Raw genomic sequence first — 26,356 nt, 5'->3', positions numbered from 1 at the left:
TTTTACAAAGGAATTTCGAGCCAATCGCCATTTGTCGGGATTTTCTCTTCGTAAAGTGATGGACCTTTATTATATGTTAAGATCCCTTTGCCAAAATTGGATCGAACGCGAATCTTCGTTGCATCCATATAAATATCGACTGCACCTTCTCCGATAGGAACAGTTCCTTCCAACCATTCTAGTCCACCTAGCTTTGGTTTGATTTCAAACCATTCATATCCTGGACGAAGCGGTCGAACTCCAAGAAAATACTTTCCAATCAGATAGAGGGGACTTGCTCCCCAAGCATGGCACAAACTCTTTCCATACTTCATATCATACATTTGATAATGTTCATTACCATTTTGAGTCGGATCATACTCTTCCCAAAAACTTGTTGCACCTAGCTTTAGCATACCGCCCCAATAGTCTAGTATTTCCTTTAATACCAATTGATGCTCTCCAACTTCACAGAGAGCTGCCAGTTCAAAGAACCGCATATAAGGTGTGTTAATCGCTTGTATAGCTGAATTGATCATCACTTGTTCCTTTACTTTCTCTTGTTGTTTCTCATTAAAATAACCGTACAGTAATGCGAATATATTAGGATACTTGGTAATTTTATCGTTTCGTTCACCTTGATACCGATGATGAACAAGTCCACCTTTTTCTTCGTTCCAGAAAATATCAATTGTTTTGTCTTTCAATTCTTTTGCCAGTAGCTTATAAGTCTGAGCTCTTTCATTATCTCCAACTATTTCTGATACAAGCGACATCGCTTCCAAACTCCGACTAAGCAAGATTTGGATCGTACTAACTTCACCACGGTTATCAATATCTGCCCAATCTATAAATACCCAATCCTCTGGTTTTCCTTCCATCAAGCCTTCTTCATTTCTCCGATCTAAGCAGAAATTCATTAAGCCGATCATGTTATCATATTGCATTTTGACAAAATCAACATCACCTGTATGGAGATAATAATCATACATTGCATTAAACCAATACAAACTATAATCGAGAATTGTATTGATATGCGTGACAATGGGATCTTTTCCTCGTAGGGCAATGAGTGTACGCTTGACCACATCATGATCATAAAAACTATAATAATTCATCAGAAAGGACTGATAACTATCTCCTGACCATACCCAACGGTCTCGCTTAATACCATCAAAGAAAAATTCCCTCGTATTCAGATGGAATGTATATAAAGAAGTCTCCCAGATTTTATTTAGAAGATCATTCGAACTTCGGAAATGGCTCCGATTTTCTACAGGCAAGTATTCATATTGCATTTGAATGGATTCAATCGTCCATTCTTTAGAGTTTGGAATAATTTGAACATAACGAAATGCTCTAGACTTGTTAAATGTATATGTTTTACTTTTGGAGCTATCGATCTCAACACGATCTACTAGTATGCAATTTTCTTTGTCTTCTGCTTCTGCTTTGGATTCTCCATAATAAACTGTCACCAAGCTTTTTCCATTGATCCCACTTAGTTGTAAGTAACCAAACGTTTCTTTACCAAAATCAACAAACCACCCGTTTGTTGTTTGTTCCACCTGCTCAGGTAATTGGAGTTTTGTTGATAAGCGATATTGGGAGGGTGGATAATCAGGTGAATGAAACTCTTTCTTCCAACTGCCGACTTGGAACCAACGTTTGTCATAACAAGATACTTTCCATTGATCAGATGAGAAGATTGTATCTCCTTCCACATATAAAGAAGGGACGTTTTCTTTATTGTAAACAGCTACTAATATGTCATGTTCTCCCGCTGGAAGAGTTACCAATTCATCATGATAACGATTATTATCTTTCCCATCTAGATAGACAGAGAACTGTCCATCCGCTATGAATCTTACTTCTTCTTCCTGTTCCAAATAATAGGAATAAGAGAATATTACAGAAGGATAATGTTGATCTAATCTCCAGAATGGTGGAAACTGCACTTCTCGCATTTCACGCCGAATCGATACCTTTTCATGTAACCATATCTCCCAATCACCTGGATACCAAATCCAATAAGTATTTTTTTGCGACATGTTTTAACATTCCTTTCACTGTTGAAAATGACTAGTTCATTCCAAGAGGAATGGAACTAGCCATTCTACTTTTCTAATAAAGCAACCATTAATAAGTGAAGAGATAGTTTCCTGACCCTACGGTAATCGTTAATTCGTCTTCTTGTTCACTGATGGATATAATATTGTCTCCTTCAACAAGTTTTTTGCCGTTTTCTTTTACGTTATGCCAATCAACTTCGTGAAGCTTAATCGTAGCATTCGTATTAACGGGAACCGTTATTTCTAATTGCATTCCACCAATCTCGTCTTTTTTCCACGCACTTCGTATTTTTCCATACATGGATTCTAAATTAGCTTCTACCCAATCTAAGCCTTTTCCGACATATGGTTTTACGGTGAAGTTTTTAAATCCTGGTTTTGACTCATTCAGTTCTAATCCAGCAACTTTGCGATACAACCAATCACCAATTGCTCCATATGCATAATGATTGAATGAGTTCATATCGGTACTCCAGAAAGAACCATCCTCTTTAATACCGTCCCAGTGCTCCCAAATCGTTGTGGCCCCTTTGGTAATTTGATATAACCAAGAAGGATAATCTTTTTGGAACAATAAGGTGTAAGCAGCATCATTCATCCCGTTTTCAGTCAATACATGATTGAGATAAGGAGTGCCGACAAAGCCAGTCGTTAAATGATAATTACTTTCTTCTAATAATTCAGCCAATTTATTGACGGCTCGCTCTTTTGCTTGACCATCTATTAAATCAAACATTAAGGCTAAAATTTGAGCTGTTTGGGTTGGGACTGCTAATTTTCCATTTGGTGTCACAAATTCGTCTGTTAACGCTTGGATAATATTTTTTTCTAAGTTGGCAAAATATTGATAGTCTTCCTCTTCTCCAAGGATCTTTGCCGTTCGTTTCACTAATGAAGTCGAATAAGCATAAAATGCTGTGGCTATATAGGATCTATCGGTCGCACCAATGTAACTATCTGGTTTCGAGTCTAGTGCTAACCAATCACCGAAATGGAATCCTGTATTCCATAAAAATGGATTTTCACCTTGCTTTTTAATATAGGAGATCCATGCTTTCATACTATGGTATTGTTCTTGTAAGATTCGTGTATCTCCGTATGCAATATAAATCGTCCATGGACAAATCACTGCCGCATCTCCCCAAGCTGCTGAACTAAACGGTTTTGGCTGTGTATGTTCATGTGGCTCTTCCATTGTCTCTAACACATTAGGAACAACAAATGGTACACCGCCATCTTCATCTTGATCCGCCTCTAAATCACGTAACCATTTAGTGAAGAACGGTCCAACATTTGCTAAATAACTAGCTGTGCGAATGAACATTTGGGCATCTCCAGTCCATCCTAATCTTTCATCACGTTGTGGACAATCGGTTGGCACATCTAAGAAGTTTCCTTTTAAGCCCCATAAAATATTATGTTGCAACTGATTAATAATCGGATCGGAACATGAGAATTCTCCAGTTATTTCCATATCAGAATGTAAAACAACACCACGGAAATTCTCCAAATCTATTTGATTCTCTTCAAAGCCAATTAATTGAATATAGCGAAATCCTTGAAACGTAAAGTGCGGTTCAAACGTTTCTTTCCCTTCCCCTGATAGAATATATTTATTCGATTGCTTAGCGGTACGAAGGTTTGCTGTATAAAAATTTCCTTCTTCGTCTAAAATCTCTGCATGTTTAATCTCTACTTGTTGTCCTCGGGTTCCTTCAATATCAAAGGAAATCCATCCGACCATATTTTGACCGAAATCAATCACGGTTTCACCATTAGGTGTTTGAATTAATTCTTTTGGTGTAAGGACTTCTATCTTTCTAACGGGTTCATTTTCTTGTGCCACCAATATATCTTTGGAATAGTTTAGATTATCAACAGATTCCCAATTTTCAGCATGTATTCGAGCATCATAGGTTTCACCGTGGTAAATCTCTGACATACGAATAGCACTTTCTGATGCTTTCCACTCCTCGTTCGTTGTGATCACTAATTGATTGCCATCCTCTAATTCGACATGCAATTGTGCAAGCAAACCTAAGCGGTCACCGTAAATATTCTGTTTTCCTTCCCAGCCAAGATTCCCTTTATACCATCCATTACCTAGCAGTCCATACCAAACGTTTTCACCTGTCTTTAATAAATTCGTTACATCGTATGTTTGATATTGTAATCTTTTTTCATAACTCGTCCATCCAGGTGTGAAATAGTCTTCTCCAACACGACTACCATTCAATTCTAGCTCATATAGACCAAGTGCTGTCGCGTATATACGGGCATTTTTCACCTTGCCATTTATATGGAATATATGACGGAGTTTTGGAGCTGGTTCGCCATTCCATTTTATAGGTGCTGCTATCCACTTTGCTACCCAGTCTTCATGATTCAATAATCCTGTCTCAAAATAACTTACTTCAGACCATGGGGATTGATTACCGTGATTATCCGCCACTTTCACTCTAAAGTAATACCTAGTTCTGGATACTAATTGCACATCTTTTAGTGAGATAAAGTTACTTTGATCTGAATCTATTTCTCCAGAATCCCATACAAGATGTTGAAAGGAATCGTCGTGAGAAATTTGAATTTGATAAGAAGTTTGCATCACATTACGATTTTCTGAAGTTATTTTCCAGCTAATCCTCGGTTCCTTGACATCAATACCAATTGGGTTCTTACGATATTCTGTTCGTAAATCTTGTACTTGTAACATTTTTATAACCTCATTTCTTATTTTTATCACGGTACTAATCGTTCGTAATACCCCGATACCATAAAAACAAGTGGGGGAGGAACGATTGCTAATTTCCTGATAAGCTTTATTATTAATTATTGGGGAACGAAACCCACTGTTTGAAGCCACATTTTATCCTTTTACTGAACCTGCTGTCATACCTGCTACAATCTTCTCACTAAATATTAGGAATAAGATGAATGGAGGAATGGTAATTAGCAGTACGTTTGTAAACAATAAATTCCAATCCGTGTTATACATACTCATAAAGTTATATAGTGTTAACTGTACGGTTGCATTGTCTGCCCCTGGAAAGAAATATAATGGGTGCACAAAATCGTTAAAGATTTGTACAGCATTTAAAATAATAACGGTAGAGTGGATTGGCTTTAACATCGGGAATATAATGCTAAAAAATAAGCGAAACCCGCTACAACCATCGATGATAGCTGCCTCATCAATTTCTTTAGGGATCGTTGCGATAAATCCAGTATATAAAATGATCGAGAACGGAATAGAGATTGCCACCATTACTAAAATAATCCCTGGAAATGTTTTGAATAAATGAAATTGTTCTAATACCCAAATAGTTGGCACAACTGCAGGTGGTATCATTAAACCTGCTAAGAAGGTGGTACCGATAAGATTGATAGATTTACCTTTTCGACGTTGTAAGACAAAGCCTGCCATCGATCCCACTATTAATAGGATTAAAATAGATATGACGGTTATGACAGTACTGTTAAAAAAGGCTAAAAGTAACATGTTGTCTCTTGCAGCTAATACTTCTTGGATGTTTTCTAAAATACGAAATTCGGATGGCCAAGCGATAGAGAGTTGTGAAGCCTCAGCGCTCGTTTTCATTGAATTGACAATGATAAAATAGAATGGAACTAAGAATACAGCCGAAAATACCAGTACTATGATGGTCTCAAGGACAATCCGGATCCAGCTTTTCTTTCTTTTTTCTTTTCTCATTTCTTCCTGCTGATTCATTATAGATCCACCTCTTTTCGGTTCAAGTACTTAAAGATTGGGAATACGATTAGTGCCACCATTAAGAATAGAATAACGTTTCCTGCGGTTGATAGTCCGTAAAAACCAGCTTGATATTGTTTATAAATGATAGATGCAATTAAGTCCGAACTAAATCCTGGTCCTCCACCTGTCATAGCCCATACTAAATCAAACGTTCTCAGTCCACCTATTAAAGCTAATATGATAACTGCGTTTATTGCTGGGCGAGATAATGGTAGCGTAATATGCCAGAATGCATTTATTTTGTTACCACCATCGATTTGATGTGCTTCATAATAATCAACGGGAATAGACATCATTCCAGCAATGAAAATAACCGTTGCGATCCCTACTCCTTTCCAAACATCAACAAGTGCAACGGAGTAGATGGCTAAATTAGGATTACCTAGCCAATCTGGACCAGTAATTCCAAGATACTCAAGCGTGATATTGATTAAGCCTTCGGATGGATGCATTAACACACTAAATGCAATACCAACTGCTATCGTACTTACTAACACTGGGAAAAATACAAGTGATCGTATAAATCGTTTTGTTCTAAGTTTTGCTGTTAGTAAAACGGCAAAAAATAATCCTAATATTACTTTTAAGCCAGCAGTTAAAAATGCAAAAATAAATGTATTTTTAAAACCAATCATTAAAGAAGATTCTTCAAAAAACATCATATAATTATCAAAGCCAATCCATTCCCAGTCCGTTAAATTCCATCTAGTAAAGCCAAAGAAGAAGGACATCACGGTAGGATATAAAAAGAATAGCCCGTAAATTAATCCAGCTGGTATTAATAAAGCATAACTATACATTTTATTAATGCGCATTCATTGTCACCCCAATACAAATTTTATGGAAAAAGCCCTGTTGTTGTATGATCTCATCACATAACAGGGCTTTTGCAATATCTTTCTTCCTTAAAAATTACCAGCCTTCAATGTTTAATTGTTGTGCTTGACGTTCTACATCTCTGTCATATTTCTCCGCACCCTCTTCAGGTGTTACCATACCTAGTCCTACCTCAACTGTAATTTGTTCTAAGTTAGGTCCTTTAAGTGGTGATAGAAACTCCAGTGCTGGACCGACTTTGCCTTCTTCCAGATACGCTGTCATGTCCTGAACTGCAGGATAAGCATCATCTGGTAAATCAACACCTTCTACAACATATGGGCCATTTGCTTTCATTACGGACATATATGTTTCTAAACCTTCATCGGAGACAAAGTACTCTACCCATTGTTTGGCTGCCTCTGCTTGTTCAGAATCTTTATTTACATAAATAGCTCCTGGCATCCATTGTGTCATCCCATGATCTTCTGGATCATCACCCGGTTGACCAAAGAAACCTATATCATCAATGGCATCAGGATGCGTGTCAGCTATTGCTGCTAATGCAAAAGTTAAAATCGGATAATGTGCCGCTTCACCGGTTGCTAACATTTCTAGCGCATCTTCATAACTGGTAGCTGATTCTTCATCATTATAATGACCAGCATCTTGTAGTTCTTGTATCTTTTCAAAACTTCTTAATGCAATTGGAGTCTCTGTAAATTTTGCCTCATTATTAGTAAATTGATCGGCAAAATCTGGGTTTTCTGAATAGACATTATAATAATCGGCTAAAAATACTACTTGGGAGGTCCAAGTGTCTTTATAGGATGCTAGAACTGGCACTTTCCCTGCTTCTTTAATAGCTTCGTTATTTGCTAGTAGCTCATCCCACGTTTTTGGCACTTCCAATCCTAATTCTTCATAAACTTTTTTGTTGTATAACCATCCACCAGCAGAACTCGCCTCCCCTGGGATACCGTACACGGCATCATCGACTGAGACTGTTTCTATAAATTCATCTGTTAGACGGTCTATAAATGCTTCACCGGATAAATCCAAAAAATACTCAGATGGATTTAATGCTTTGAAAAGAGAACCTGAGTTATACCACATTAAATCAGTCATTTCACCTGTTGCAAGTCTTGTTTTTACAATATTGTCCCCTTCTGAGCCACCAGGACGTAATTCAAATTCTGTCTTAATGTTGAATTTCTCTTCAATATCTGCCGCAACGGCTTCGATACCATCTGTTACTGTCTGGTTATCAATTAAGAAAGTAAGTGTTTTTTCCTCATCTGTTGCTTCTGCATTTTCACTAGAGCCCGTTGCTGAGGATCCAGTATCTTCATTGTCTCCGCCACATGCTGCTAATAATAATAAAATCATAAAACCAATTAGCGTTAACTTTTTCATTTATTTAACCCCCTCGATTTATGTTACAACTTCATTATATAAACGCTTTCATTAAGAAAAAACCTATTTATTTAACTATAAAAGGGGGTGATTTTTACAAATAAAATCACCCCCTCGTTTGAAGTGCTTTATATTCCTTTGGCGTTTTGCCAGTAACTCTTTTAAATACAGAACGAAAATGCTTCGGATCATTATAGCCGACTAATGCTCCTACCTCTACTGTTTTTTTCATACCTCTATCAAACAATTCCTTCGCCTTTTTTATTCGGACATTCGTTAAGTATTCAGAAAAAGTCATGTTTGTTTGTTCTTTAAATTCTCTTGATAAATAACTTAAACTAACATGATGTTCGTCCGCAAATTGTTGAAAAGTTATGTTGCTAGCATAAGATTCCTCGATCCATTCCTTTACTTTCGGAATTAGGTGTTTAGGTGCAATATGAGGATGAGATGTAATTTTAGCTATTTTGTTCATTAAATTTGTTAACCAATTATTCAATTGATCAAAAGTAACGAAGGTTTCTAATTGGTCGAAATATTCATTTATGTCGTTTATTTTTATTACATTACTAGTTGATTGTTGTATCTTATAGATAATCGCATAATACATATCTACTAAAAATCGAAACAACTGCTTTTGGGGCATTCTTTCTCTCTCTATCAGACTTATTAAATCATTAATGAGTATAGGTATGGAAGCAAATTGACTATCTCGCATTTTATTTTCTAAAATCCTTACGTTGCTCCAAAGGTGGTGTATATCTTTTTCCTCGTACCGATTATGTTGGCATAGTATGGTAGAATCCCCAAATAGTTTATACTTATCCATTAGTAGCTCTGCTTCATGATAACAAGCACTTAGTGAAGTGTTTTGATCTTTTAATAGGCTGCATATGTGTATTTGACCGAAACGACATAAATATTGATAGATATCTTTAACAGGAAAGTCCTTTAGGGCTCTGCTATTTGAATTAGAAATTAATATTACCTTTCGTTGTTCATCAATCGAAAGAAGCCAGCATTTTTCCTCTTGATTTAACAACATTTCTAATTCTTCTAGTTGAATAGAAATTGGCAGGGTAGTTGGTGCTTTCCAATTTCCAACCAACAAATAAATAAGCAAAAATGGTTGATGATGAAACCTTTCCATATCAAAATTGTTTTGTTCGATAGAATGAAAAAGCAGTTTATTAATTGACCAATGCTGTTTTTCTGTCTCTTCCTGTTTTCGTTCAGCTATCATTGCTAATCGTTTATCGATAGTTGCAAACAAAGCTTCTTTTTTTATTGGTTTTAATATGTAATCAGCGACTCCTAATTGTATTCCCTTTTTTGCATATTCAAACGTATCATGAACAGTTAATAAAATACATTCAATTCTATCATCCAATAATTTTACTTTCTCTATTAACTCCAATCCATTCATTCCGGGCATAGTAATGTCTGTAATAATCAGATCAGGGGGTTTTTCTTCTAGTTGTTTTAGTGCATCTTCCCCATTATCGAAATAGCAAATACGATGGTTGGATTCATATTTTTTTAGTAAAGTTTGTAATTCTAATAACGCCCAATACTCATCCTCAACGACGAATATATCCATGATTCTGCCTCCTCTATGGTTGTTGAGATGGTAATACAATTGTAACAACGGTACCTTTACTTTCATTACTTTCTATATTCATTTGGTATCGATATCCATATATTAGTCGTAAACGCTGAGCTATATTATTTAAACCAATACCTGCCATACTGGATCCGATCCTATTTCTAGAAATTTTATCTTTTACATATTTTAGCGTGTCTGGACTCATGCCTCTACCGTTGTCACGGACTTCAATAACCAAATCAGCTTCTTTTAAAAAGGCTTTTAAACGAATCGTCCCGCCTTTTTTGATGTCTTTCAACCCATGATTGACGGCATTTTCCACAATTGGCTGAATCAATAATTTAGGGATAAAGGTTTGTTTGGCTTCTGGCGATATTTCTTTTTCGAGCATAAAGCGGTCTCGAAATCGATGTTGTTGAATTCGCATATAATTTTCAATATGTGTTACTTCTTCTTGTAGTGTTACGGTTCTATCTAAGTCTTTCATACTATATTTAAATAAATCTGAAAGGGATTCTGATATTTCCGCTACTTCTTCTACACCTTTTACTCGACTAATAGATTTCATTACATTTAATGTATTGTATAAGAAATGTGGATTGATTTGTGCTTGTAAAGCAGAGATTTTAGCATTTTTTTCGGTGATACTTGCTTCATACACTTCCGTAATTAATTTATTAATACTGTCTAACATCCTGTTATAGACTCTTGTTAGTACATCCATTTCAGGGTGTCCTGTTAGATTCATCCGATCAGTTAGATCTCCTTTTTCAACTTTGCGCATTATTTTAATCATCCCATTAAATGGTTTCGTAATATTGTACGACAATAAATAGGAAATAACTCCGATAACGGAAATAGCAATAAGTCCACTAACTCCAATAAATAGTAAGATTTGATTACGTTCATAAATAATAAATTCATTATCTAGTAGAATCACCGTATTCCACTTAGTGAAATCCGAATAATCATTTGCATACAAATACGAATTAGATTGCCAAGACAATGTTCCGTCTTCAGGCTTATCGTTTTTTGTATTTGTTAACGATAAGCCAATATTGCTTTGTCCGATCAATTCTTTTTGATGATCATAAATAACTGACTGATTATCATCTAATACGAGAATTCTCATATGCTCTTCTAATTCTTGGACATTATCCATTTCTAGTAGTTTTTCAAATACCTCCACATTAATATCAATTTTCACAGAACCAATTCTATCCCTTTGTGGAATTTTATAAATATGGCGAACTAAAGAAACTACCTGCTTTTCCTGACCGTTTAATTGCTTTACTTTGGAGGTAGGGAGTAGCATGAAATCATTTTTATTCACATTATTTAAGGAGTGCACCCATTCCGGATCTTCAGTCACATAGCTTACTTCCATATCGCCGCTTTTCTCATAATCGAATACCGTTCCACTATTTGTATAAATCGTGACAGCTGCTATGTCAGATTGAGGATAGACTTGATTAAATAACCTTGGGTAAAGACGATTACGAATAGAGATATCACTGTACAAAATACCGTTTTCATAAGTGGATAAGGTGTCCTGTATTAGGGAGTCAGTAAAAATGGCCAATGATAGTCTTTCAATATCTTCAAAATATAAATCTATTGTTCTGGAAAATTGAGTTGATAAAACTTTAGACATCGATTGTGTTTGATTTTTCATATCATTGACATTGGTTAAATACATAATAATACCAACTACAGATATTACAACAACGTAAACGCTTGCAAAAGTGATAAAAATTTTATTTTTTATCGGTAAGGAGCGAAAAAAGTTTCTCATATGATCCCCCATGTGTATGGTTTCTATAATGAATGTTGTTTTAGTGTAATTTTACACCATTAAGTCAAACAATTGTAGATTGAAAAGGTCGCTCAGTTTGGACTCTATATTACCCAAAGGGGCTTTTTTATGGTAAAAATATGATATAGTAGCACGAAAGTGAGGGGAGAAATATTAGATGAGTAAAGTGGAATCAGTCAAATTAAGGCATTTCTCAAACTCTTTTGAACTGCCAAAAGAGCAAGCACAATTCACGTCGTTGCCAAACAATTATAGGAACGTAACAGAAGGGCAATATCGAATCGTAATACTTCATGACGCAGAACCAGTAGGTTTTTTCTTATTACATGCAACGGAAAGAGTGAAAGATAATGCTGATAATCCCAACGCTATGCTGCTAACTTCTTTATCAATCAATCAAGCTAGACAAGGTAAAGGTTACGCAAAAAAAGCGATGTTATTACTGAGAAAGTTTGTCACAACAGAATTTCCTAACTGTAATGAAATTGTTTTAGCTGTTAATCATAAAAATATTGCAGCAAGGCAGCTATATATAAAAGCTGGATTTCAAGATACAGGAAAAAGAAAAAATGGTCCAATTGGAGAACAGTTTATAATGAGTTTGATTTTATGAATAGTGAGGAAAAATGTTAAGAAGAACGTCATTATTCGAAATTGCTCATCACTTTCTTGTAAGGCGGGGTACTTATGGCATATGAAAAAGTATATTCTTTAGATCCGATTGTCGATCAGTGGTCTCGTGTTTTGATCCTGGGTTCAATTCCAGGGCATCAATCTCTGGTGAAACAGCAGTATTATGGTAATTCACGTAATCATTTTTGGTCGATATTGTTTAAGATTTATGGCCAAGATTGGCTGGATAATTATGAGGAGAGGATTGCTTTTTTACGTAACAAACAAATTGCGTTGTGGGATACAATTGGTTCCTGTTATCGGGAAGGCAGTTTGGACTCGAAGATAAAAGAACCGGTGCCGAATTCGGTGGAGGAATTGCTCGCTACCTATCCTAATATCCAACGGATTGGGTGTAACGGTACCAAGTCCTATCAAATGTTCAGAAAACATTTCTCACATTTAATGGATCGATTTACTGTAATGAAGTTACCTTCAACAAGCCCAATCCCTGGTCGATATAATAAAACATTAGAAGAAAAAGTAGAGATATGGAGGGAACTATTAGCATAACTACTATTTAAAAAGAATGAAGAGTACTTACATACTGAATGAAAATAAACCATGATGAACAACGCATGTTGAGGAAGTAACGGTTTTGATGTATAAGCGCTACCGAATGGGTTATGATAACTTTCTAAACAATGATAAGAGCAGATAGTAATGAAGGAAAAAGTATCCACAATCAGAGCGGATACTTTTTCTTCATTTACTTATCATCATTCAAGGTAAAGCTTGAAAAGGATTTGGCTGCTATTAATGAATCTCTAAATAATCAATAAAAGCATCCCAAGTTCCGTCATCAGCAGTTAGTATCAACTCGACTTCTTGATTTCCAGTTCCATGACTGACGTTGTCTATCGTATAAACGGCAGGATAGCTTCCGCCGAAGTAGAAGGTACCCTTCGTTTGGCCGCCTATCCTTAAGTCGACTCTAGCCATGTTGGAATTGTTAGAAGCACCCCTAAGTGAGAAACTATGCGTGTCATTTGCAAAATACTGTGTGTATTTGACCGAATCATTATTGGCGTATAAAGCAACACCATTAAACGGTGAGCTGATATTACTGGTGTATTGACCGCTTTTTGTCATATTTTCTGCTTCCACTCGTGTAGGGCTGCCCCCATCACCACCAGATCCTCCATCACCACCAGAGCTACCACCGATAGTAAGTGTGTTACTATACACATTGGCACTTCCACTACTTTGATAGCCTTCTACTGTAAGTGCAACTTCATACATCTTACCCATGCTCATTCCTAAATTTTCCCACGCTTTAAAATGTTCACTGACAGATATGGTTCCGCTTGTACGTTTCGACCTTCGCACACTCCAATATTGTTGAAAGGTTGCCGTACCTTTAATGGAAGGTTGATTTACTCTAGTGGTCTCGTAGATATCATATGTTCCTCCGTCAACGGTAATGGTACCTTTCGGAGTTCCTCCTGGTGGACGCCAGCTCCCCCAGCTATCAACAATGTAATATTCTACCAGTGGGTCCACGGTCCATCCATAGACTGTTAAATACGAATTGCCGTTTGGCTGATAATTAGCACCGTAGTTTATCGATATATTGCCAATTTGCTGATGTGTCTGTGTCTCATCAAATTTTTTACCTTTACGGAATAAGATGTTATTGACATTACTCCATTCGGCGCTGAATGTACCACCACTATTGAGCGTCATACTTCCGGAACCACCGCTGTCCTTCCAGAATTCATAGTCGTAGCCATCATGGGTGCCCATTTCATTACTGGTGATTGCTGCATGTACATTTACTGTTGGAAATGTAAGTGCAAAACAACATAACACTGCGAAAAATAACCCGATACTTTTTCGTTTCATTTGGAATTCCTCCTTTTTTTGGTTAAATTGCATTTAGTCGATACAATGGTGCAGTGTGTCCCTTAAATGACTACGTCCTATCATCTAACACCTCCTTATTTTGTAAGCGCTTTCCTTGGTGCGGTTTAATCATATCAGAAATGACAAGTAACGTTAACCAAAAAAACTATATATTTTATTTAATAAATTAAAGATAAGAAGGTAATGAAACATGTTAAGAGTAACTGAAGTCAAATCTATCAGTTTCTAAAATATGTTAAAATATAGAAAGTCATTTTTCGATAGAGGGGGAGAAAAATGTTCCGTGTATTATACATAGAGGACGAATCTGAAATAGGTAGCTGGATTTCAGAGGTTTTACGGGAAAAAGGGTATGATGTAATATGGCTTAATTCTGGAAATGAATTAGAAAAATATTTGTTGACTGTAGATATTGCGATTCTGGATATTATGTTACCGGGATTAGATGGCTTTTCTATTGGAAAACGGATCAAACGGGAAAGAGAAGACTTACCTGTTATTATGCTGTCTGCTCGTACAGCAGTTGAGGATAAGCTAGAAGGACTTAGTTTTGCTGATGATTATGTAACAAAGCCATTCCACCCAGAAGAATTAGTGGCACGTATTGAGGTAATGCTTAGAAGATTTCAAAAAAATGACGAAGTATTACAAATCCAACATTTAGAGATATATCCAAAAGAGATGAGGATTATTAATAATCATACAAATAAGGAAATTCAATTAACAGGAAAACAATATCATTTGTTTCAATTTTTTCTTCGACACATAAATCAAATTCTAACAAAGGAACAGCTTTATGAAGGTGTTTGGGGGGAGACATATATGGAAGGGGATAAAACATTAATGGTACATATTCGCTATTTACGTGAAAAAATTGAAGTCAACCCTGCTAAACCGACAATTATTGAAACAATTAGAGGGATTGGATATCGGGTGAGGGCATGAAAAGATTCTTTCGATCGTTATTGGCTAAATATATGCTTATCATCATAGTAGCAATATTACTTATTCAAATCGCCTATCTGCTTACGGCAATATTGTTAACAGGAGTGGCAGATAATATCGATAGTACGTATAGTTCGGATGAAATGGATTATGAGGAAATAGAAACAAATTGGCACAAAGAAGCTAATATGCTGGAAACAGAGGAAGATATTTCAGAACATTTTACCAAATGGCAGGACAAGTATCCTGATGCTTCGATGTTCTGGGTTGATCAGCATGGTGTATTACGGGAAATGACAGAAGAAAGAGAGGATTTACCAACTGAATGGACGTCTGCTTTTACAGCGAAATTTATTAAGGAGAGATATGGGGAAAATCCATTTACGGTGATTGCTTTCGTAGGGGAAGATGATACCGATGGCTTTGTTGTCTTTGAAATTAATCGAAATGTTTTTCAAACACCTTACCAAATAGTATTTAATAAATACGCTAACTGGTTACTTCTTGGAACGCTCTTCCTTGTGTTGTTTTTTATTTTCATGTCTTTTCTATTCTTCCGCGGAATCCGTAAACGCTTATTACAGTTACAGGAAGCAATGGAAATACGTGACGTAGATGAGCTGCCGATTCAAATCGATGTAAAAAAACAGGATGAAATCGGTCAATTAGAACAAACATTTAACCAAATGGTGCACGAATTAAGAGAAAGTAAGAAGCGCGAACAAGAGGAGGAGCAATTAAGGAGGGAGCTGATTGCTAATTTGTCCCATGATCTACGGACTCCACTTACGAAAATAAATGCGCAAACATTTAAGCTTGCGAAGCAGGACGTATCAAATGAAGCTAAACAAGCAATTCAAGCAATGGAGTCGACTGTTGAAGATATTGACAAATTAATTGAAAATCTAATGTCCTATACATTGCTAATGGCGAGCAAATACAAATTGGACTTAAAGGAAGTAAATATTGACCGATTTGTCAGAGAGAGTATTGCTTCATGGTACCCAGTATTTGAAAAAGCAGGTTTTGAAATACATGTTGAACTAAAGCCATTGAATGATAAAGTATGGAATGTCGATCCGATTTGGCTAAGGCGTATATTGGATAATTTGCTACAAAATGTAATGCGTCATGCAAGCGAAGGAAAGTATCTGGAATTAAAAACGAGATCGATAGATAACTATGACACGATCATTATTCGGGATCGAGGAAACGGAATGAAAGAAAGTTCTTACCAAAAAGGAGCGGGTATTGGTTTGTCAATTGTTGATATGATGGTAAAAGGCTTACAGCTTGAATGGGAGATTCAATCGGGGAGCGATGGAACGACCATCATAATTAGGAAAAGGATAAAACACGATAAAGCGAAATTAAAAAAGAGGTAGAGAATGGGACATAACTAAATAGGTAGAACGAGAATCCGAACAATCTGAACGAAGCGTAGGCAACATACTCATGATTCCTGTGGATCGGCTAACTACGGTCACGTCCTATGGCCAACGGCGACACATACTCTTTTGTCACAATCTCTATTAAGTTTAAACAAAATTTAAACTTTGCCTATACCAGTCTTTAACCTTGGTTGTTTAAGATGGTTGATGAGGTGATCAGAATGGAATATATTGTGCAAACTAACAATCTAACAAAGAAATTTGGTAAAGAACTAGCGGTAAATGGAGTGGATCTTCAAATCCCTAAAGGAGAAGTATATGGTTTTCTTGGACCGAATGGGGCAGGTAAATCAACAACAATCCGTATGCTCTTAGGACTGATGAAACCAACGTCAGGTAAGGTTGAAATATTCGGGAAAGATTTAAAAAGTGAGCGACTTAATATCTTGAAAAAGGTGGGATCACTAGTAGAGAATCCTTCTTATTATCCACATCTAACCGCAAGAGAAAACTTGGAGGCGATTAGAAAAATAGTAGGGGTTCCGAAATCCAGAATAGAAGAGACTCTAAGTATTGTCCGTTTGCAAGATGCAGCAAATAAAAAGGTGAAAGGCTTCTCACTAGGAATGAAGCAACGATTAGGTATTGCTGCTGCCTTGTTAAACAACCCAGAACTGTTAATTTTAGACGAACCAACTAATGGATTAGACCCTTCAGGGATCATTGAAATTCGAGAATTAATTAAAAGTTTACCAGAAAAATATGGTATGACGATATTAATCTCTAGTCACCTACTATCGGAAATGGATCAAATTGCGACAAGGGTAGGGATTATTACTAAAGGCAAAATGATTTTTCAGGACTCGATTGAAGAAATGCGTATGTTCGCCCAACAACAAGTTATATTGAAGGTTGGTCAAGAAGAGCAAGCATGGCGTATATTACTGGCTAATGGAATAAAGGCAGAGTTGGCGGAAGGAGCGATTCTCCTATCAGATAGTTCTGATCAACAGGTAGCAGATACTGTTCGCTTGCTCGTTCAACAGAATATTTCTATATATCGTGTCGAAGATAACAAAAAATCATTGGAAGACATCTTCCTGCAAATGACGAAGGAGGAGTTGGTTGGATGATGATGCAATTGTTACAGGCAGAACTGTTGAAAATAAAACGAAAAGGTATATGGCTTTTGGTCATATTGGGACCGTTCGGTGTTGTTGCTTTACAAATGGTTAACTATGGGGTTCGAAAGGATTATTTACTACAACAAAGTAATGATTATTGGGGATATTATTTACTGAATATCAGTAATTTTACACCACTAGCTATTGTGTTAGGAATTACCATACTCACGTCTTTTATGGCAAGTATTGAAAATGAAACTAATGCATGGAAGCAGTTGATTGCTTTACCAATATCCAAAATGTCCGTGTATTTGTCCAAATTTACCGTACTATCCATCATGCTTTTTCTATCATCCTGTTTACTGATGGTATTAACACTAGCCTTTGGCTTGTTACTAGATTTTGATCAAAAGCTTCCATTTCTAGCACTTTTGCAATATAGCTTTTTTCCTTTTTTGGCTGCATTACCTGTTTTGGCCTTGCAAGTATGGATTGCTACAGTTAGTAAAAACCAGGGAATTCCCATTACAGCAGGGGTGTTAGGAGTAATCTTTACTTATTCTGCTTTTGTTTTACCAGATTGGATGATTTGGAAATGGCCATCTTTAATGAATCAATGGGATGAACCAGTTATCAATGTAGGGTTAGGCTTAGGTGTGGGCTGTTTATTATATATGGTGGGCATGTTTGATTTTACAAGAAGGGACGTGCAATAAATGTTGGCTATTTTACAATCTGAATGGTTTAAATTGCGCAAATCAAAAATTATCTTTATCTTATTTGTTGGACCATTGATCGGCTTATTTATTGGCTTAACAGGAAGTTTGCTAGATGTTGGAGACAAAATAAATCAGTGGTACAGTCCCTTATTTTCGATGAATTTGACCTATGCAATATTGTTTTTACCATTAATCACAGGTGTTTTAGCAAGTGTGATCTGTCGATATGAGCATCAAGAAGGTGGTTGGAAACAATTATTAGCCTTACCTGTGACAAGAGGAAAAGTTTTTCTGAGTAAATATGTACTGCTTGTTCTTTTAGTTTTATTTATTCAAATTCTTTACTTGGGGGCAATTTATGTTGTCGGACTGATGAAAGGATATACAGATCCATTTCCATTAACGATTGTTTGGAAAAGTATTATAGGCGGATGGGTAGCGACAATGCCATTAGTAGCTTTACAGCTTTGGCTATCCATGCTATTCAAAAGCTTTGCTGCACCCTTTGCGATAAATGTTATTTTTACGTTACCAACTCTATTAGTGGTGAATTCAGAGCGATTTGGTCCCTATTATCCATGGGCACAACCATTTTCGATGATGTATGTTGGTGGAAATACTGACGATGTCTTTTTTATTCCATGGGATCAGCTATTAATAGTTGTAGGGGGAAGCTTTCTCGTCTTTTTCCTTTGTGGCTATATTTATTTTCAGAGAAAGCCGGTGTAAGGTGGCGTCGTCATGAACTTATTCTATGGGGGATGATTATATGCTAAAGAACATTTACTTATTTGTTATTCTTCACCTTATTTTATTAGTAGGATGCGGGATGGGTGAGCCATTAGAGGATGCCGATCAATACATAGAGCCCGTAAGTCAACTACATTTATCAGGTGATGTTAAGATAATAGGATTAGGTGAGGCGACACATGGGAATGTCGAGTTTCAAGAATTGAAGCGAGATGTATTCGAAGCTTTAATGAACAATGAGGATGTCCGAGTTTTCGTACTGGAAGCTGACTTTGGTGGTGGACAAGCAATCAATCAATTTATCTTAAACGGCAATGGCACTGCCAAAGAAGTAGTGAACGCACTAGACTATGGAATTTATAATACCGAACAGATGATTGAATTCGTCCAATGGATGCATGATTATAACGAATCTGTCAACGATAATCAAAAAATTTATTTCTACGGAAATGATATGCAAAGGTATGATTACAGTAAGAAAGGGTTACTAGACTATTATGAAGTGATAGATAAAGATATAGCCGTTGAATATCAAGCCTTACTCGAAAATGTCTCTAATGAAAATATGCGTCAATTAACAGAGGATGAACTAGCTGATTTAAATGAAATAATAGAGGAAATCATGGCAGATATGCAGAGAAATAAAGAAGAATATGTCCGTTTAACTTCCGAGGAGGAGTATGCGTTTGCTTTTCAATATGCACAAGTGCTGCATCAACGAACTACATTATTTCAAAATGAGGATCAATATGCGGAGCTTCGTGATCAGTATTTAGCAGAAAACTTAGAATGGATTGTCGATTTCGAGCTAGCTCGTGGAAATGATAAAGTGCTTGTGTCGGGACATAATGGTCATATTGAGAAAACTTCTGCTTCACCGGCAGGCTACAAGTCAATGGGAAGCTACCTTGATGAACAATATGGCACACAATACTATGCGATAGGAACAGATTTTATTAGTAGTGAATTTAATTCTCAAACAGGTAACGGAAGAGAGCGAGAAGTCTTTAAGGTGACGAATCATAATGAATTAGTGGATGCATTTAGTGAAGTAGAAGAAAACACGTTTTTTATCGACTTTGAACAAGCACGTCAGTCAGATGAGTTACAGGCAATTTTGTCGAATGAGCAGAAAATGGCCAATATTGGGGATCAGTTTAGCTCTTGGTATAAATACGTAAGTATGTTCTATACCATAAAAATGACACCAATTAACGCATATGATGGCATTATTATTGTAAAAGAGGCAACACCAACGGAAGTAATAAACTAGCTTTCTATAATTGGATCGGCTAAGCAGACCATTTAGCAAAATGAAACCATGCATACGTTGGAGTATGCATGGTTTTAGAGAATGAGACCTTTTGAGTGAACTATAAAGGCAGAATACTTAAGATAGAATCTAGCAAACCTGCTACTGTACCTAAAACACCGTCTAGTAAACCTAATAATTCATTCATTTTGTCCACTCCCTCCTTATGTATTTATAGACATTGTAACAGTACAAATGATCGATCATAAGTCTTTTGTGACATAATCTAACATAATTTACAATTATAACCTTAAATTAGATCTATTATTTTTGTCTCTATAAATAACACTATGATTTTCCCTCGTTTTCAGATAACAAGGATAAAAACTCAGGAGGGAGAATGACTGGCTTTTCTCCACTTCCTTGAAGATGGTCTGCCTCTTTCAGTTCACTTACTTCCTTGTGAATTCGCTCCATTCGTTCATCCAGCTCGCTAGCGGAGATAGCAGCATCTCTTAAATCGTCCCGTAATTCTTTCGGAATAGCTTTATTGTATTTATAGTAGATTTTATGTTCCAAGCTAGCCCAGAAGTCCATGGCGATTGTTCTGATTTGAATCTCGGCATATACATTTTCAACCCTATCTGACATAAAAATGGGGATTTGGACGATTAGGTGAAGACTTTTATATCCATTAGGTTTGGGGTTTTTAATATAATCCTTTGTTTCAATCAATGTAATATCCTTCTGCTGCGTCAGCATATTTGCTACTTTGTATATATCTGCTACAAAGGAACAGTTTATTCGAACACCAGCAATGTCACGAATATTTTCTTTGATCACTGGTAGGTTTAAAGGTAGTTTTTTCTTTTGAACTTTTTTGAAGATGCTTTCAGGTGACTTAACACGTGATTTCACATGTTCAATTGGATTATAGTCATGAATATGTTGAAATTCCTCTTGTAATATACTAATTTTTGTGCTTAATTCTTCTACAGCAAATTTATAGGCCATCATAAATCGTACCAATTCAGTTTTCCAATGCTTTACTTTTTCCATTTCTATTGAAGTGTTGTCCATGTTGTGAAATCTCCCTTCTGATTCAACAACTTATCTAAAGTATCTACTAGTATCACTAAATCTATTTCCATTATTATAAAGTAACAGGCTTAAGTCAAAGAAAAGAATGAGGAAAAAGTGTGGAAAAACAATGGTGTATAGCTAACTTGAAAGCTATCCATCAGTATCTATTACCGATCAGAACCTTTCGAATGAACGATTAGCAGTATTAATTGGAAGTTAACATCCAATTTTCGCTATACCATATAGAGTGGAACATTTCCATATAATGGATGAAAGCAGGGCGAATGATGTAATTCTATTTTTTACATACAAGAAAAAACAATTCTTCTCGAATTCTCTTATGTAAAGAAAAAATATGGGGAGGATTTTATATGTTAAAAAAATGGAAAAACATGCTATTGGCTATGGTTGTCGGGGTATTAATGTTAACTGTCGCCCCTACTATTACCGAAGCCGCAATAGGAGATCGGATATTGGCTAAAGGAATATCAGGCGAGGATGTTAGCGAATTACAGGATTATTTGATGACGAAAGGAGTATTTCCATACCATACATCGACAGGATACTATGGGGATATTACAGAAGAGGCAGTAAAGGATTTTCAGCGCAAACGTAATTTGAAAGTAGATGGTATTGCAGGTCCAGAAACGAATAACGCGATACAAGTGTTGCGGAATGGTGATATTGGAAAGCAAGTAATACATATTCAATCACAACTAAAGGAGGCAGGTCACTATGATTCTAGCATAGATGGGATTTATGGTTCCGGAACAGTGAACGCAGTCAAGAGCTTTCAAAAACAACAAGGTCTCGCTGTCGACGGAATTGCCGGGCCTAATACTAGGTCAGCGTTAGATAATATAGCAGATCGCGGTTCAGCTGCTGGAAAGACATTGACCGTGGAAAGTACTGCTTATACGGCGAATTGCGATGGATGTTCAGGTACGACAAGAATGGGACTTGATCTAAAGAAATATCCTGATGCAAAAGTAATCGCTGTTGACCCTAGTGTTATTCCGCTTGGATCTATTGTAGAAGTTGAAGGATATGGAGTTGCGATTGCAGCGGATATTGGTGGTGGTATCAATGGTAATGCAATCGATGTGTTCATTCCGAATCGTGATGATGCTCTCGAGTGGGGACGTAAAGACGTACGTGTAGAAATAATTGAATGATATAATACAGTACTAGTCTTCTGAGACTTCGACTAAAGGAAGTTGCAATTTATTTGAGCTGCCCACTTAATTGTCGGGCAGCTCATTATATACTATATGAATCTGTTATTTTAAAGCATTAAAGGTTACCTCTGCTGCTTTTGCAATTAATGCATCGTCATATTCTGCATCTTCTTGATCATGTCGAGACATAATCGCCATGATAATTGGTTCTCGGTCTGGTGGCCAAACTACTGCAATATCATTTCTAGTTCCATAGCTTCCAGCCCCACTCTTGTCACCAACTTCCCAGTCAACAGGTGCTCCAGCACGAATCAATGAATCACCTGTTGCATTACCTTTTAACCAATCTGTGAAAAGTGCAAGCTCTTCATCTGAAAGTAAATCTTCAACAAGAAACGCCTTAAGAGTCGTAGCAAGGGCTTTCGGTGTGCTGGTGTCACGGTTATCATCTGGAGTGAAATTATTTAGGTCAGTCTCGTATCTGTTGGCATTGGTAACATTATCACCGATTTCTCTTAATGCCATCTCAAATTCTTCAGGACCACCAATTTTTTCGTATAGGAGATTTCCAGCGGTATTATCACTGAACCTAACAGCTGCTTCAATGAGCTCTTCTAACGTCATTCCTGATTCTACATGGTCCTCCGTAACAGGCGAGTAAGTAACCAAATCATCTTCACTGTATGTGATTACCTCATCAAGTGCATCTAGCGAATTTTGCTGAAGAATGACTGCTGCGGCTAAAGCCTTATAAGTAGAGGTAAAAGCAAAACGATCATCTGATTTATACTCGATGGTCTCCTCTGTATTGGTATCGATTGCGTAGACGCCAAGGTGAGCGTCAAATTCCTTTTCTAGTTGGGAAAACTGTTCCTCCGTACTTGTTTCTTCCGTTTCTTTTTCTTCATCCAATGGAGTATCAGTTGAACGGTCTGTATCCATGCAAGCAGTAAGCGTAATTATTGAAAATACCGCGATAACGACTGCAAGTAATTGTATGTTCCATATAGTTTTAGCGACTTTTTTCAATTGAATAACCTCTTTCTATTGTTAGTTTTTAGTTTGTTTGTAGTTAACGTGCATTTATTCTTCTCTATCACCCCTTGACTACGTTTGTAGTCTTATATTACATTTGTAGTCGAAAGAAGTCAACCTTTTTTGAAACGGAATTCTATTTTCTATCATGTTTTATTAAAAAGTGATAGACTAAAATATTAATTGAAAAATGAAACTAGTTAGTTTAGCCAATTTGGTAGAATGAATAACCATAGAAAGGAGGGAGAGTAGCGTGTTCTTAACACATTTGTTGATAGGTGTGATCGTGTCATCTGTAACGATAGTGGTTATTTTCATACTAAAGCATGTATTTCGAGAACATATCTCAGCTAAATGGCAATACAATATATGGTTTGTGATGCTGTTTGCACTAACACTTCCGCTTCTTCCGATGCAATGGATTAATCTGGGAAATTATTGGAGCTTATTAGATTTTAAACCGAAAAACGAAATGAGTTATGCTTCCACCAATAATATTGAAAATACAAGTCAGAGTAATCAAAACTGGATGCAAGATTTCACGGTATCTGTTCATCGATTCGATCAGGATTATCTAACCATTACTTTGGGTGTCATTTGGATTGCAGGTGTGGTCATGATGGTTACCTTTGCTTTCCGTGCCTGGCTTCAATTAAAGAAAATTAAAGACACAACTTCTATCCCGCCTAATCCAAAGGTAATGCGCTTGTTAGAGGATTGTAAGCGTAATATGAAAATAACGCAGAGTATATTTGTTAGGCAATCACCGCTTGTCCAATCACCAATGACTTTCGGACTGTTTAAGACGTATATTGTGATCCCGCTACGGATTGATGAACGGTTAACCGAAGAGCATCTAACCTATATTTTTATGCATGAACTGTATCATCTTAAGCACAATGACATTGTAACGAATTACCTTATCGTTATTTTTCAGACTATATACTGGTTTAACCCACTTGTATGGATGGCGTTTAAAGAAATGAAAGTTGATCGTGAAATTGCATGTGATATAGGGGTTTTAAAACGCTTGGATAAAGATAGCTACACAGAGTATGGTAATACGATTATAGATGTTGCCGAGCTTTTCTCGCGTTCAACACGCATTGCTTTTACGAATCATTTTAACGAATCAAAAAAACAAATCAAAAAGAGAATTGAAAAAATCGCATCTTTTACGGATGAATCGAAGTGGTTGAAACTAAAAAGTATTGCTATTTTTTCTTTCATATGTATAGTTGTGGTCTGTCAGACTTCCTTTATATCTTTAGCGGATTCAGATACTAGCAGCTATAGCTTTCACCATGAACATACACGTTACGAGGATTTAAGTGGCTATTTTTCGGGATATGAAGGAAGTTTCGTATTATATGATATGCAAACAGAACAATATACTATTTATAATCAACCTAACAGCACGCAGAGAGTTTCTCCCAATTCCACTTATAAAATTTATTTAGCATTAATGGCGTTAGAGTCAGGCGTAATAGGAACGGACAATTCCACCCTGAAATGGAATGGAGAGCAACACCCTTATTCATCGTGGAATAAAGACCATAACTTATCGACAGCTATGAAAGATTCTGTAACCTGGTATTTTGAAGAATTAGACCAAAACATGTCGAGTGATGCTATCATGTCATATTTAGAAAGATTAAATTATGGAAATGAAGATCTTTCCAATAAAGGTGATTATTGGTTGGAATCCTCTTTAAAGATATCACCAGTTGAACAGGTACAATTATTATTGGCTTTTTATCATAACCAGATGGGATTCGAGGAACAGAATATCCAAATGATTAAGGATTCAATTTTTCTCGATCAATATGGTGACGCTAAGTTATATGGAAAGACTGGGACAGGTATGGTAAATGGTAAAAATATAAATGGTTGGTTTATAGGCTATGTAGAAGTGAATGACCATACATTTTTCTTTGCAACAAACATACAAAACGAAGATAATAGTTATGGTAGTACAGCAGCAAAAATTACATTATCTATATTAACGGATAAAGGAATTATTAAGGGAATAGGAGGATAAAGGATGACGAGTAGAATCCCTAATATTTCAGATGCGGAATGGGAAGTAATGCAAGTACTTTGGGATAGGTCTCCACAAACAGCTAGTCAAGTAATATCCTCCATGCAGGAGCAAACGGATTGGAAGCCGAAAACAGTACGAACACTTTTGGATCGCCTTGTTCAAAAGAAAGTGGTCGGTGTCAATAAAGATCGGAGAGTGTATACTTTTTTCCCGCTTTATTCACGTGAAGAGTGTCAACGTGAAGAGATGCAATCGTTTGTTAAACGAATCTATGGGGGAACATTAAAATCAATGCTGGTGCAGTTTATCCAAGAGGATTCTTTATCAGAAGAGGACATAAAAGAACTACGTGAAATTTTAAATAAAAATTCACAAAAGAAGAAAAATAACTAAAGAACAGGCTGGACCCTCAGGTTCAGTCTTTGTTTTCTTGTTTTTAACGTATATATGCTTGCCAATTTTTCTCCTGAACTACAAGAACAAACTTTAGCGACGTTTGTTAATAACTCGGAAGGATTAGTTGATGAGTATGATAATCTTATTTCTTACTGGTTGGATAGTGATATGGAATGGATGCTGGAGATGGAGGACGAAGAGTTTAATGGATAGAGATGGCTAATTAGATTCAACAAATCCTTGAGGAAGATAACGGACAGACTTATATGGTGATTGTTGGAACGATGCATTTTATTATGGAACCTAGTATAATATCCTTGCTTAAAGAGAAGGGAGACGAGGTTGTCCATGTTTATTAATAGAATGGTATTTCGTGAAAGATGTTTGATCTACATAATGAGAATGTGTATGGAAAGAACTA

The 26,356-nt window shown here is 36.4% G+C and carries 21 protein-coding genes; 11 read left to right on the top strand and 10 right to left on the bottom strand.

The window, feature by feature from the left end:
• Nucleotides 1–2: 2 nt before the first annotated feature.
• From ACTNEP_RS14710 to ACTNEP_RS14680, 7 genes are all read right to left on the bottom strand, one after another.
• Nucleotides 3–2,030, bottom strand: a complete 2,028-nt coding sequence (locus ACTNEP_RS14710) for an alpha-L-rhamnosidase-related protein (RefSeq protein WP_441162780.1) — start codon at nucleotides 2,028–2,030, stop codon at nucleotides 3–5.
• Nucleotides 2,031–2,118: 88 nt separating this feature from the next.
• Complete coding sequence (locus ACTNEP_RS14705) at nucleotides 2,119–4,764, bottom strand: family 78 glycoside hydrolase catalytic domain (RefSeq protein ID WP_441162779.1); 2,646 nt, start codon at nucleotides 4,762–4,764, stop codon at nucleotides 2,119–2,121.
• A gap of 153 nt (nucleotides 4,765–4,917) precedes the next feature.
• Nucleotides 4,918–5,781, bottom strand: coding sequence for a carbohydrate ABC transporter permease (locus tag ACTNEP_RS14700; protein ID WP_441162778.1), 864 nt, complete (start codon nucleotides 5,779–5,781; stop codon nucleotides 4,918–4,920).
• Nucleotides 5,781–6,641: a carbohydrate ABC transporter permease gene (locus ACTNEP_RS14695; protein WP_441162777.1), complete on the bottom strand. Its 861-nt coding sequence runs from the start codon at nucleotides 6,639–6,641 to the stop codon at nucleotides 5,781–5,783. The genes ACTNEP_RS14700 and ACTNEP_RS14695 overlap by 1 nt, the downstream gene beginning before the upstream one ends.
• Nucleotides 6,642–6,738: 97 nt before the next feature.
• The gene (locus ACTNEP_RS14690; protein WP_441162776.1) at nucleotides 6,739–8,058 is read right to left on the bottom strand and encodes an ABC transporter substrate-binding protein; all 1,320 of its coding nucleotides are present in this window, start codon (nucleotides 8,056–8,058) and stop codon (nucleotides 6,739–6,741) included.
• 106 nt (nucleotides 8,059–8,164) lie between these two features.
• Entirely contained in the window at nucleotides 8,165–9,658 is a 1,494-nt protein-coding gene (locus tag ACTNEP_RS14685; protein WP_441162775.1) for a response regulator transcription factor, read from the bottom strand.
• A gap of 13 nt (nucleotides 9,659–9,671) precedes the next feature.
• A complete protein-coding gene (locus ACTNEP_RS14680; protein ID WP_441162774.1) occupies nucleotides 9,672–11,459 on the bottom strand; it encodes a cache domain-containing sensor histidine kinase in 1,788 nt (595 codons plus the stop codon).
• A gap of 178 nt (nucleotides 11,460–11,637) precedes the next feature.
• Between ACTNEP_RS14680 and ACTNEP_RS14675 the strand changes: the two genes are divergently transcribed.
• Nucleotides 11,638–12,093, top strand: coding sequence for a GNAT family N-acetyltransferase (locus tag ACTNEP_RS14675; protein WP_441162773.1), 456 nt, complete (start codon nucleotides 11,638–11,640; stop codon nucleotides 12,091–12,093).
• Between the two features lie 74 nt (nucleotides 12,094–12,167).
• Nucleotides 12,168–12,665, top strand: a complete 498-nt coding sequence (locus ACTNEP_RS14670) for a DNA-deoxyinosine glycosylase (protein ID WP_441162772.1) — start codon at nucleotides 12,168–12,170, stop codon at nucleotides 12,663–12,665.
• A gap of 243 nt (nucleotides 12,666–12,908) precedes the next feature.
• Here the strand turns inward: ACTNEP_RS14670 and ACTNEP_RS14665 are convergent, their stop codons facing one another.
• Nucleotides 12,909–13,997 (bottom strand): glycoside hydrolase family 11 protein, encoded by a 1,089-nt coding sequence (locus ACTNEP_RS14665; RefSeq protein WP_441162771.1) that lies wholly within the window; start codon nucleotides 13,995–13,997, stop codon nucleotides 12,909–12,911.
• Between the two features lie 297 nt (nucleotides 13,998–14,294).
• On the opposite strand from ACTNEP_RS14665, the gene ACTNEP_RS14660 reads away from it, so the two are divergent.
• The 6 genes from ACTNEP_RS14660 to ACTNEP_RS14635 all read left to right on the top strand — a co-directional run bounded on the left by ACTNEP_RS14660 (nucleotide 14,295) and on the right by ACTNEP_RS14635 (nucleotide 20,220).
• Nucleotides 14,295–14,963 carry a response regulator transcription factor gene (locus tag ACTNEP_RS14660; protein ID WP_441162770.1) on the top strand — a complete coding sequence of 223 codons (669 nt, stop codon included), beginning with the start codon at nucleotides 14,295–14,297 and terminating at the stop codon, nucleotides 14,961–14,963.
• Nucleotides 14,960–16,348, top strand: a complete 1,389-nt coding sequence (locus ACTNEP_RS14655) for a sensor histidine kinase (protein WP_441162769.1) — start codon at nucleotides 14,960–14,962, stop codon at nucleotides 16,346–16,348. Before ACTNEP_RS14660 ends, ACTNEP_RS14655 begins: the two co-directional genes overlap by 4 nt.
• A 227-nt stretch (nucleotides 16,349–16,575) precedes the next feature.
• Nucleotides 16,576–17,487, top strand: coding sequence for an ABC transporter ATP-binding protein (locus tag ACTNEP_RS14650; RefSeq protein WP_441162768.1), 912 nt, complete (start codon nucleotides 16,576–16,578; stop codon nucleotides 17,485–17,487).
• Nucleotides 17,484–18,194 (top strand): ABC transporter permease, encoded by a 711-nt coding sequence (locus ACTNEP_RS14645; RefSeq protein WP_441162767.1) that lies wholly within the window; start codon nucleotides 17,484–17,486, stop codon nucleotides 18,192–18,194. Before ACTNEP_RS14650 ends, ACTNEP_RS14645 begins: the two co-directional genes overlap by 4 nt.
• Complete coding sequence (locus ACTNEP_RS14640) at nucleotides 18,195–18,926, top strand: ABC transporter permease (RefSeq protein WP_441162766.1); 732 nt, start codon at nucleotides 18,195–18,197, stop codon at nucleotides 18,924–18,926. It abuts the gene before it with no gap.
• Nucleotides 18,927–18,966: 40 nt separating this feature from the next.
• Nucleotides 18,967–20,220, top strand: a complete 1,254-nt coding sequence (locus ACTNEP_RS14635) for an erythromycin esterase family protein (protein WP_441162765.1) — start codon at nucleotides 18,967–18,969, stop codon at nucleotides 20,218–20,220.
• Nucleotides 20,221–20,547: 327 nt separating this feature from the next.
• Here the strand turns inward: ACTNEP_RS14635 and ACTNEP_RS14630 are convergent, their stop codons facing one another.
• The gene (locus ACTNEP_RS14630) at nucleotides 20,548–21,279 is read right to left on the bottom strand and encodes a GTP pyrophosphokinase (RefSeq protein WP_441162764.1); all 732 of its coding nucleotides are present in this window, start codon (nucleotides 21,277–21,279) and stop codon (nucleotides 20,548–20,550) included.
• 374 nt (nucleotides 21,280–21,653) lie between these two features.
• Here ACTNEP_RS14630 and ACTNEP_RS14625 point away from each other — a divergent pair, with 374 nt between their 5' ends.
• Nucleotides 21,654–22,457 (top strand): peptidoglycan-binding protein, encoded by an 804-nt coding sequence (locus ACTNEP_RS14625; RefSeq protein ID WP_441162763.1) that lies wholly within the window; start codon nucleotides 21,654–21,656, stop codon nucleotides 22,455–22,457.
• 105 nt (nucleotides 22,458–22,562) lie between these two features.
• On the opposite strand, the gene bla is transcribed toward ACTNEP_RS14625, so the two are convergent.
• Nucleotides 22,563–23,489, bottom strand: coding sequence for a class A beta-lactamase (gene bla / locus ACTNEP_RS14620; protein WP_441162762.1), 927 nt, complete (start codon nucleotides 23,487–23,489; stop codon nucleotides 22,563–22,565).
• Between the two features lie 259 nt (nucleotides 23,490–23,748).
• Here bla and ACTNEP_RS14615 point away from each other — a divergent pair, with 259 nt between their 5' ends.
• A complete protein-coding gene (locus ACTNEP_RS14615) occupies nucleotides 23,749–25,536 on the top strand; it encodes a BlaR1 family beta-lactam sensor/signal transducer (protein WP_441162761.1) in 1,788 nt (595 codons plus the stop codon).
• Nucleotides 25,537–25,539: 3 nt separating this feature from the next.
• A complete protein-coding gene (blaI, locus tag ACTNEP_RS14610; protein ID WP_441162760.1) occupies nucleotides 25,540–25,932 on the top strand; it encodes a penicillinase repressor BlaI in 393 nt (130 codons plus the stop codon).
• Nucleotides 25,933–26,356 lie beyond the last annotated feature (424 nt).

The organism is Gracilibacillus sp. HCP3S3_G5_2 (genome assembly GCF_052063305.1).
Taxonomy (GTDB): domain Bacteria; phylum Bacillota; class Bacilli; order Bacillales; family Amphibacillaceae; genus Gracilibacillus.
Note: the sequence above shows the minus strand (reverse complement) of the source record. Positions and strands in the feature narration are given on the sequence as shown.

Excerpts from the sequence above, each read along its gene's own strand:
- ACTNEP_RS14710 (WP_441162780.1), bottom strand. The coding sequence starts at position 2,030 with ATGTCGCAAAAAAATACTTATTGGATTTGGTATCCAGGTGATTGGGAG.
- ACTNEP_RS14625 (WP_441162763.1), top strand. The coding sequence starts at position 21,654 with ATGTTAAAAAAATGGAAAAACATGCTATTGGCTATGGTTGTCGGGGTA.
- ACTNEP_RS14640 (WP_441162766.1), top strand. The coding sequence starts at position 18,195 with ATGTTGGCTATTTTACAATCTGAATGGTTTAAATTGCGCAAATCAAAA.
- ACTNEP_RS14675 (WP_441162773.1), top strand. The coding sequence starts at position 11,638 with ATGAGTAAAGTGGAATCAGTCAAATTAAGGCATTTCTCAAACTCTTTT.
- ACTNEP_RS14690 (WP_441162776.1), bottom strand. The coding sequence starts at position 8,058 with ATGAAAAAGTTAACGCTAATTGGTTTTATGATTTTATTATTATTAGCA.
- ACTNEP_RS14630 (WP_441162764.1), bottom strand. The coding sequence starts at position 21,279 with ATGGACAACACTTCAATAGAAATGGAAAAAGTAAAGCATTGGAAAACT.
- ACTNEP_RS14700 (WP_441162778.1), bottom strand. The coding sequence starts at position 5,781 with ATGAATCAGCAGGAAGAAATGAGAAAAGAAAAAAGAAAGAAAAGCTGG.
- ACTNEP_RS14650 (WP_441162768.1), top strand. The coding sequence starts at position 16,576 with ATGGAATATATTGTGCAAACTAACAATCTAACAAAGAAATTTGGTAAA.
- ACTNEP_RS14645 (WP_441162767.1), top strand. The coding sequence starts at position 17,484 with ATGATGATGCAATTGTTACAGGCAGAACTGTTGAAAATAAAACGAAAA.
- ACTNEP_RS14680 (WP_441162774.1), bottom strand. The coding sequence starts at position 11,459 with ATGAGAAACTTTTTTCGCTCCTTACCGATAAAAAATAAAATTTTTATC.
- ACTNEP_RS14705 (WP_441162779.1), bottom strand. The coding sequence starts at position 4,764 with ATGTTACAAGTACAAGATTTACGAACAGAATATCGTAAGAACCCAATT.
- ACTNEP_RS14635 (WP_441162765.1), top strand. The coding sequence starts at position 18,967 with ATGCTAAAGAACATTTACTTATTTGTTATTCTTCACCTTATTTTATTA.
- ACTNEP_RS14665 (WP_441162771.1), bottom strand. The coding sequence starts at position 13,997 with ATGAAACGAAAAAGTATCGGGTTATTTTTCGCAGTGTTATGTTGTTTT.
- blaI (WP_441162760.1), top strand. The coding sequence starts at position 25,540 with ATGACGAGTAGAATCCCTAATATTTCAGATGCGGAATGGGAAGTAATG.
- ACTNEP_RS14660 (WP_441162770.1), top strand. The coding sequence starts at position 14,295 with ATGTTCCGTGTATTATACATAGAGGACGAATCTGAAATAGGTAGCTGG.
- ACTNEP_RS14655 (WP_441162769.1), top strand. The coding sequence starts at position 14,960 with ATGAAAAGATTCTTTCGATCGTTATTGGCTAAATATATGCTTATCATC.
- ACTNEP_RS14695 (WP_441162777.1), bottom strand. The coding sequence starts at position 6,641 with ATGCGCATTAATAAAATGTATAGTTATGCTTTATTAATACCAGCTGGA.
- ACTNEP_RS14685 (WP_441162775.1), bottom strand. The coding sequence starts at position 9,658 with ATGGATATATTCGTCGTTGAGGATGAGTATTGGGCGTTATTAGAATTA.
- ACTNEP_RS14670 (WP_441162772.1), top strand. The coding sequence starts at position 12,168 with ATGGCATATGAAAAAGTATATTCTTTAGATCCGATTGTCGATCAGTGG.